Here is a 234-nt window from a genome sequence, read left to right as displayed (position 1 = left end):
CTTATTGGCGGTAGGGCGCTAACCATTGCTGCGCCATCACGATGAGCAGCCCATAGCGCGCACCTTTGGCCAACACAATCCACAGTAGTGCACGCCACCAGGAAAGGCGCATGACGCCCGCCAGAACGGTCAGCGGGTCGCCAATCACGGGCACCCAGGAGAGTAGCAGGCTCGCTTCGCCAAAGCGGTGATACCATCGCTCGGCACGGGCAAGCCCTTGGGGAGATGCAGGAA

1 protein-coding gene is annotated in these 234 nt (G+C 62.0%); it reads right to left on the bottom strand.

The window, feature by feature from the left end; all coding sequences use genetic code 11:
• Position 1: 1 nt before the first annotated feature.
• The coding region (locus tag R0J92_RS26850; RefSeq protein ID WP_411053928.1) for a YqaA family protein at positions 2 to 234 on the bottom strand (233 nt) is incomplete at its 5' end.

This window comes from Tritonibacter sp. SIMBA_163, from assembly GCF_046535935.1.
Taxonomy (GTDB): domain Bacteria; phylum Pseudomonadota; class Alphaproteobacteria; order Rhodobacterales; family Rhodobacteraceae; genus Epibacterium; species Epibacterium scottomollicae.
This window is presented reverse-complemented; position numbering and strand designations above follow the sequence as displayed.